At 57.7% G+C, this 9,120-nt stretch carries 3 protein-coding genes; 1 reads left to right on the top strand and 2 read right to left on the bottom strand.

Annotated features, from left to right (window positions below; translation table 11 throughout):
• The coding region (locus tag ACR0BU_RS24255) for a hypothetical protein (RefSeq protein WP_480755779.1) at window positions 1–6,910 on the bottom strand (6,910 nt) is incomplete at its 3' end.
• Window positions 6,911–7,155: 245 nt separating this feature from the next.
• Here ACR0BU_RS24255 and ACR0BU_RS24250 point away from each other — a divergent pair.
• Window positions 7,156–8,226: a helix-turn-helix transcriptional regulator gene (locus ACR0BU_RS24250; protein WP_480739478.1), complete on the top strand. Its 1,071-nt coding sequence runs from the start codon at window positions 7,156–7,158 to the stop codon at window positions 8,224–8,226.
• A gap of 668 nt (window positions 8,227–8,894) precedes the next feature.
• Here the strand turns inward: ACR0BU_RS24250 and ACR0BU_RS24245 are convergent.
• Window positions 8,895–9,120, bottom strand: a 226-nt coding sequence (locus ACR0BU_RS24245) for a hypothetical protein (RefSeq protein WP_480739480.1), incomplete at its 5' end; no start/stop codon positions are given.

Genomic DNA, 9,120 nt, shown 5'->3' with positions numbered 1-9,120 from the left:
CGTTGCCATAGATCTCCGGGCTCAGCTGATCGAGCGCGTCCGCGTAATCGGATGAGTTCGTGACCGCCAGCAGCCCGTTCAGCACAGGGGCAACGCCGCCGCTGTCCAGCACGAAGGCCTCGTTCAGCGCGGCACTGGTCCGGCTCTGGTTGGCATTCAGCCCCGCGATATCGGTGAAGTTCACCCCGAAGCTCAGGACGACATCTGTTGTATTCGGGAACAACAGAGACGCCTGCACGGCCGGGCTGAGGCCTGCGAGTGTTAATCCGGAAGCCGTCGCGCCATCTGTGGCAGACACAAGGGTAAAGCTCTGCCGACCCGGGCTCAGGGTCTCGACCGACAGCGGGGATTGCTGGTTGACCGCCACCTGCCCGGACAGTTCCGCCAATCCGGTAACGATCACCTGATCGGAGGTTCCGGCCACCAGGTCCACATCGATCGCAAGCGTGCCCGAGGCCTCCTGGCTCAGATCGCCTGTTATGGTGGTGGTCTGGATCACATTGTCGCCGCCGGGCGAGAACGTACCCTCATTCACCACAAAGCCATCCCCAACGTTGATGCTGTTTCCTGCATCGAGGCGGCCGCCGGAAAGGATGTTAACCCTGTTACGCCCGCCCCCCAGATCGACATTGCCGGTGATCAGGCCCGCGATGTTCACCACGTCATCCCCGTCGCGACTCCGGACCGCCAGGCCCGACAGCGCGGACACCGATCCCGTGGCCTCTACGTTCAACGTGCTTGGCGACGTCCCATATCTTCCACCGAGCCGCACCCCCGCACCCGTGCCGGATCCGCCCTGAACGCTGCCCCACAGCGTCACCTCGGCACTGCTGGACCCATATGCGTACACCCCATTCCTGTTCACGCCAGTTGTCGTGACATCATCCAGCGCAACAACACTGGCCGTACCAATATTGGCGTTTGCAACGATCCCATCACCAGACAAGCTCATCACAGGCCCCTGCGCCGTCAACAACACGTCGCCACCGTCAGCGTTAAACCCACTGATCCCTGTTCTGCCAGCCGAGACCGCCTCTTCTGCTACGATGGTCAGGTCCGCACGTTCACGTGACGTTGAATCCAGCATGGCATAAATCCCATAACCATCCACACCCGTGACCTCTCCGGTAGTTGTGACAGTCATCGGGCCGGCGCCATAGCTTCGCACATACATTCCATCATTACTGCCCGAGACATCTGCCGTCGTGACCGTAAAACTTCCACCATAGTTATAACCACGAATCCCGTCGCCATCCGCGCCTACAACATCTCCGGTCGTCGTTATCGAAACCGGGCCACCGCCCCAATTGCGCGCAAAGATCCCACTTTGACTACCCGAGACCGCCGCCGCTGTAATCGACAAGCTCGTGCCGGAACGAGCGTATTCAGCACTGTTTTCTGCGAAAATCCCATGCCCGCCGGACCCAATGACATCTGCCGTGGTGGTTACCGACAAGGCTCCAATGCCTTCGTTTTTTGCGGAAATCCCACGGTCAGAGCCGGAAACCCCGACCGCCGTGATTGTAAGGTCGGTGCCCGAAGTGTTTCGCGCATAAATCCCCTCGCCACCTGTGCCAGTGACAGCGCCAGTCGATGATACCGTCAAAGCGCCAGTGCCTTGGTTTCGAGCCCAGATCCCTCTTTGGCCCCCCGACACAGCCGCTGCCGTGATCGTCAGGTCCGTGCCCGCAGAGGAGTTGTACGCCGTCATCCCATTAGCGCTAGATCCCGTGACAGCGCCGGTGGAGGTAACTGATAAAGCGCCAGCGCCATAGTTTATTGCACCAATTCCAGCTTGGCCCCCCGACACCGCCGCCGCTGAGATCGTCAGAGCCGTGCCGGTAGAAGTGTTTATCGCGGAAACCCCATAGCGATCCGTGCCCATGACGTCCCCGGTTGACGTCACCGACAAGGCTCCAGTTCCAGAGTTCCGTGCAACAATCCCTCTTAGGCCACCAGAAACAGCCGCTGTCGTGATCGTCAGATCCGTGCCCGAAGTGTTCTCTGCTTTGACCCCATCCCCGCTGGAACCCGTGACAGCTGCCGTGGACGTTACCGACAAGGCTCCACTGCCGTCGTTTGTTGCGGAAATCCCGTTATCACCGCCTGAAACTGCTGCCGCCGTGATCGTGAGATCGTCGCCGGATGAAAAATTACGCGCAGATATCCCGTCGTTATTGGTACCCGTGACATCGCCGGTCGCTGTCACCAACAAGTCCCCAGTTCCTAAGTTCCGTGCATGAATTCCATCCTCACCACCCGACACCGTCGCTGCTGAGATCGTCAGATCCGTGCCGGTAGAACTGTTCCATGCATAAACCCCGTAGCGATCCGTGCCCGTGACGTCCCCGGTCGCTGTGACCGACAGCGCACCACTGCCATCGTTTCGAGACCAGATACCCGCCCGGCCACCCGACGCCACCGTCGTAGCGAGTGTCAGATCCGTTCCGTTGGAATTCTGTCGCGCGTAAACCCCATCCCCGCTGGAACCCGTGACGGCCCCAGTGGACGTCACCGACAAGGCTCCAGTTCCATAGTTTATGACATATATTCCGTCTGTACCGCCCGTGACAGCCGCTGTCGTGACCGTCAGACCCATTCCGTTGTAACTGTTTTGCGCATCAACTCCCTTGCCATTCGTGCCAGCGACGACCCCGGTGGACGTCACCGACAAGTCCCCGGTCCCTGAGTTCTGTGCAACAATCCCACTTTGACCACCCGAAGCAGCAGCAGCCGTGACCGCCAAGTCCGTGCCGTTAGAGCTGTTCTGCGCGAAAATCCCATCCTCGCTGGAACCCGTGACAGCTGCCGTGGACGTTACCGACAAAGCGCCGGTACCTTCGTTTTCCGCGAAAATCCCATTATCACCGCCTGAAACTGCTGCTGCGGTGATCGTGACGTCGGTGCCCGCAGAAGTGTTTTCCGCAAATATCCCGTCGTCATTGGTGGCCGTGACGTCGCCGGTCGCTGTCACCGTCAAGTCCCCGGTTCCCAAGTTCCGTGCGCGAATTGCATCGGTGCCACCCGTCACCGCCGCTGCCGTCGCGATCGTCAGATCCGTGCCCCTAAAGTTCGTCGCAATGATCCCATTGTTGTTCGTGCCCGTGACGACCCCGGTCGACGTCACCGACAGTGCACCGCGGCCACTGTTGAAGGCCGCAATCCCCGATTTGTTACCGCTGGCCTTTGCCGTCGAAATCGTCAGATTCTCGGACCATTGTGAATTATGCGCAAATATCCCGTCGTCACCCGTGCCCGTGACATCGCCGGTCGATGTCACCATCAAGTCCCCGTTACCTATGTTCGTCGCACGAATTCCATCGGAGCCACCCTTCACCGCCGCCGCCGCGTTGATCGTAACGTCCGTGCCGAGAGGATTAAAGTTTCGCCCAAAAATCCCACTGTATCTGGAGCCTGTGATCTCTCCGCTGGTTGTGACCGTCAACGCACCACGGCTGTAGTTTCTTGCGGAAATCCCCGATCTGTTTCCGCTGACCTTTGCCGCCGTGATCGTGAGGTCATCGGCGACTCCAGAGTTTACCGCATATATCCCATCGTAAGTGGCGCCCGCTATATTACCGGTCGTTGTCACCGACAACTCCCCGCCACCGTCGTTCCGCGCAACAATCCCACTTTGGCCACCCGAAACAGCTGCCGCCGTGACCGTCAGGTCCGTGCCCGAATTCTTCTGCGCGAAAATCCCATCCCCGCTGGAACCCGTGACAGCTGCCGTGGACGTTACCGATAATGCGCCACTGCCGTTGTGTTGTGCGTTGATCCCGTTATCACCGCCTGAAACTGCTGCTGCCGTGATCGTGAGGTCGTCGCCGGATGAAGAATTCAACGCAGATATCCCGTCGTCATTGGTACCCGTGACAGTGCCGGTGGAGGTCACCGACAAATCCCCGGTACCTGAGCTCCGCGCAAGAATCCCATTTAGACCACCCGTGACCGCCGCTGTCGCGATCGTCAGATCCGTGCCACTGTTCGCTGCATTGACCCCATCGCCTCCCGAGCCCGTAACCGCCCCGGTGGACGTTACCGACAATGCGCCTCTGCCGCCGCTTTGCGCGTAAATCCCGTTATCGCCACCTGAGACAGCCGCAGCCGTGATCGTCAAATCCGAACCATAAGCAGAGATTGTCGCATTTATCCCGTCGTCATTGGTGCCTGTGACAGTGCCGGTGGAGGTCACCGTGGTCGCACCAAAGCCTAAATTACTTGCTTGAATCCCGTTCCCGGTTCCGCTGACTGCCGCTGACGAGACGGTCAGATTGGTACCGAAAGAAGAGTTCTGTGCAACAATACCTGTTCCAGCCAAACCAGTGACGTCGCCGGTGGACGTCACCGACAGCGCACCACCGCCATTGTTGGCGGCCAGAATCCCCGAAGCTCCTCCGCTGACCGCCGCCGCAGAGATCGTCAGATCGTCGCCGGATGTTAAATTTAACGCAAATATCCCGTCGTCATTGGTGCCCTTAACATCGCCGGTCGCTGTTACCGACAAGTCCCCGTTACCTGAGTTCAGGGCATAAACTCCATTCTCACCACCCGACACCGCCGCCGCCGTGATCGTCAGATCCGTGCTGCCAGCATTGTTCCGTGCGTAGATCCCATTGGCGTTCGTGCCCGCAACGTCCCCGGTAGACGACACCGACAGCGCCCCACTGCCGTCGTTGGTTGCGGAAACCCCCGATCTGTTTCCGCTGACCTTTGCCGTCGAAATCGTCAGATTCGTTCCGTTGGGACTGTTCTGTGCGTAAACCCCGTCCAATCCAGAACCGGTGACATCGCCGGTGGACGTCACCGACAAGGCTCCAGTTCCATTGCTATCTGCAAATATCCCGTGTGTGCCGCCTGAGACAGCCGCCGTCGAAATCGTCAGATCCGTGCCGGTAGAACTGTTCGCTGCATTGACCCCATTGCCTCCCGAGCCCGTAACCGCCCCGGTGGACGTAACCGACAATGCGCCTCTGCCGCCGCTTTGTGCGTAAATCCCGTTATCGCCACCTGAGACAGCCGCAGCCGTGATCGTCAAATCCGAACCATAAGCAGAGATTGTCGCATTTATCCCGTCGTCATTGGTGCCTGTGACAGTGCCGGTGGAGGTCACCCTGGTGGCGCCAAAGCCTAAATTACTTGCTTGAATCCCGTTCCCGGTTCCGCTGACTGCCGCTGACGAGACGGTCAGATTGGTACCGAAAGTAGAGTTCTGTGCAACAATACCTGTTCCAGCCAAACCAGTGACGTCGCCGGTGGACGTCACCGACAGCGCACCACCGCCATTGTTGGCGGCCAGAATCCCCGAAGCTCCTCCGCTGACCGCCGCTGCAGAGATCGTCAGATCGTCGCCGGATGTTAAATTTAACGCAAATATCCCGTCGTCATTCGTGCCCGTGACATCGCCGGTCGCTGTCACCGACAAGTCCCCGGTACCGTCGTTCCGGGCATAAATTCCATTCTCACCACCCGACACCGCCGCCGCCGTGATCGTCAGATCCGTGCCGCCAGCATTGTTCCGTGCGTAGATCCCATAGGCGTTCGTGCCCGCAACATCCCCGGTAGACGTCACCGACAGCGCCCCACTGCCGTCGTTTTGCGCGTAAATCCCGTTATCTCCGCCTGAAACCGCTGCCGCCGTGATCGTTAGATTGTCGGCTGGCGAATAGTTTTTTGCAAATATCCCGTCGTAAGTGGTGCCCGTGACATCACCGGTCGCTGTCACCGACAAGTCCCCGGTACCTAAGCCCACCGCATAAATTCCATTCTCACCACCCGACACCGCCGCCGCTGAGATCGTCAGATCCGTGCCCGTTGAGGTGTTTGACGCGTCAATCCCATTATTTGAGGTGCCTGTGACGGTGCCGGACGATGTCACCGACAAATCTCCGGTTCCGTAGTGCCTCGCATAAATCCCATTTTGGCTACCCGAGACGGTCGCAGCCGTGACCGCCAAGTCTGCGCCGGTAGAGCTGTTCTGCGCTGAAATCCCATCCCCGTTGGAACCCGTGACAGCTGCCGTGGACGTTACCGACAATGCGCCAGTACCATCGTTTTGCGCATTAATCCCGTTATCACCACCTGAAACTGCCGCCGCTGAGATCGTGAGATCGTCAGCGGATGAAGAGTTTAACGCAAAAATCCCGTCGTCATTGGTGCCCGTGACATCGCCAGACGATGTCACCGACAAGTCCCCGGCACCATAGTTCCGTGCACGAACTCCCCTTTGACCACCCGACACCGCCGCCGCCGTGATCGTCAGGCCCGTGCCCGAAGTGCTCTGCGCGAAAATCCCATCGGCGCTCGTGCCTGTGACGTCACCGGTGGACGTCACCGACAGCGCACCACTGCCTTGACTGACGGCTAGAATCCCCCAATCCCCGCCACTGACCTTTGCCGTCGAGATCGTCAGATCCGTGCCCGAACTGAGATTGACCGCGTTTATTCCTGAATATGTCATGCCGGTGACATCTCCGGCGGTGGTTATCGACACCGAACCGGTGCCCGAGTTATTCGCAGAAATTCCGAGGTTGGCGCCAGTGAAGGTCGAGGCATAGTCATCCGAGAAGGTGATTCCCGCATACGAGTTCAGTCGCAGCGCGTTTCCGGTGGTAGTTACGATGCTGACCTGGTCCGTCGTGCTGACATCCAGCGCCTGCCCGGCAGGCGGGCTCAGATCCTGCGTAACCGTCGCGCTGCCGCTGCATTCAAACGTGCCTGACCCCGCCGGATTGGCAACACAATCCGCAAGCGCTGCGCTCGACACCGACATCATCAGCGGACCCGCAACAACCAGAGCTCCGGCAAACTGTGGGGCGTAGCTGGCAGCAACACCCGCCAGTTTGGTCATACGTCCACCGCGGATCATCCCGGAGCGGAGCTTCTCGAGAAAGGGATGGGATTTAATCATTGCTGCCCTCAAAACCTGTGTGCTGGCCTTGCCTCCCCCGGCCAAACACTGGAAGGGAAGGCACGGGTTATACCCGCACGACCTCATTGAGACTGGTTTGCGCCAACCCTGCCGCAGGCGCTACCCGTCGACGGCACTTAGAGCCAGAATGCTCCGTGCTTGAGGCAAATGGCTCCTTTTGCCTCTCTTGATCCACAAGGAGAACTGTCTGAAACTCACCGCACGGGTTATTAAGCGAGCGTCCAATGACTGGCATCCCACAGCTGAAATTTGACACTGCAAATTTCGCCTCGGAGGACCGCTTTGATGCAGTCTCGGAAATGTGGCGGGGTTTCATGACGTTCAAAGATGATCCCCGATCCGTTGGGGATTTCTTCCTGCGTTCGAATTTCTCTTTCATTGGGGATGTTTCCTTTCTTCATGGAATTTCAGCACCAATGAGCTTTATCGCCGCACAGGCACGTGACAACGAGCCACTGGTTACGATCACGTTGCTGCAACATGGCAGGCGCGAATATTTCTTGGGCGACAGGCTGGAACACCAATCGACGGGTGTCGTCTACGTGACCCACACAGATCGATGGGGTTTGTGGGACATCAAGGAGCCGGATGATGCGCTAAATCTCTACATTCCGCCAGGCAGGCTAGAGTTGGCACCAGGTCAACTCCTCAGAAGCCGAGCGTTTCCCACGTCGAGACCTATCGGCGCAATGCTGCGGTCCATGCTTCTCAGTTACCATGAGACATTGCATCACAGTTCAGAGGTTGATGTTGGGAAAATCGCGGATAGCTTATGCGGTTTTCTTCAACCGATTCTTCGCGATGAGCCGGATTGTGAGGCTGCGGCGGTAGTGGATTTCAGGCGGGCAGCAATTCAACGCTATGTCGAAGAAAACATCGCCGATCATTCAATGAACCCCGAGCAGCTGTGCAAGCAGTTCGGGGTGTCTCGCGCAACGTTGTATCGACTGTTCGGCGAAGAAGAAGGCATAATGTCATACATTGCGAACCGAAGGACACAGCGCATCCGCGAAGAATTGTATCGCACTGTGCCTCGGAGAGGTATTGTGCGCGCTGTAGCTGAAAAGTACGGGTTCTATGATATGACCCAGTTTAATCGGACGTTTCGAAGACACACTGGCGCGACACCTGGAAGCGTGGCGGGGCTCCTGTTACCGGATACTGGCGGTTATCCGGGCGCTAAGTCAGCGGCGTTGAAAGAAGGTTCCCACAGCCTGCTGAAAGGGCCTAGTTTGGCTCAGCAGCTTGAGGCGTTTAGTCCTCGCGCGGATAAGCGTGCCAGTGAAGGGTTCTGAAGATGTTGACGCAGCCGCTGGCCTTGACCTGCCATTGGCTTTTGGACCGACGCCGCTTTTGATGAAGCCGGGACGGTTATTGCCTGACCTTGACGATATTGATGTTTTCACGCGCCACCGGGAGCCCACGCCCTCATGGTGACTCGTCTAAATGGCGTGCCGACGTTTCAATCTTACTGTATTTAATGCGCGGTAAAATCGAACAGAGTGATAGTCAATCTCAGCGTTACCGACAGGATCAGCGAAGAGCGGGTACAATATGCTATTGGATATGTCATTGTGCCCTTAACTCTTGGATATCAACAGGTTACCAACCAGCTGCTTCACCTATTCTGGTCTGTCTGGCATGTAACTTACCCATACACAACATGTATATTCTTGGAGTTAAGGCACAGTCCGGCAATTAAGGACACAGCCGAGGGATTAATGGCACAATTTTGGACTGATATTGCACAGCTTTTTAGAGCGTTCGTCCAGCAATTATGGGCACACCGACAGCGAGGGAGTTGAGAGCTTAACGTCTCCCCTGCACTAGTCTTAAACGTGATCAAGTTCGAGCCGCCAGTTTGCGAAGCTCAGATAGGTCGGTTTGGAATCCCGGTCCAGATGTTCCAATCGCGTTACTCCTTATTCTCCATTTCGATTCACCTTGACCCATTGCTTCGCCTTCAAAATTTGAGTTCCATTTTGAGGTTTGCTGCGTTGATGTTTGTGTTTGAGGAGAAGCGGCCCTGGTAGCTTGCGGAGAGGTTGAAGCGGTCTGAGCCGAACAATGTTGCGCCCAGTTCGATATCGCCGAACAACCGGTCCAGCTCGGTGGTGTTGGTGAAGCTGCCGGTTCCGGTTGGAGCGTTGATGAAGTCCGCGGTGATGGTGTGGGTATCATTGACGAAG

This window comes from Ruegeria sp. CK2 (genome assembly GCF_056536585.1).
Note: the sequence above shows the minus strand (reverse complement) of the source record. Positions and strands in the feature narration are given on the sequence as shown.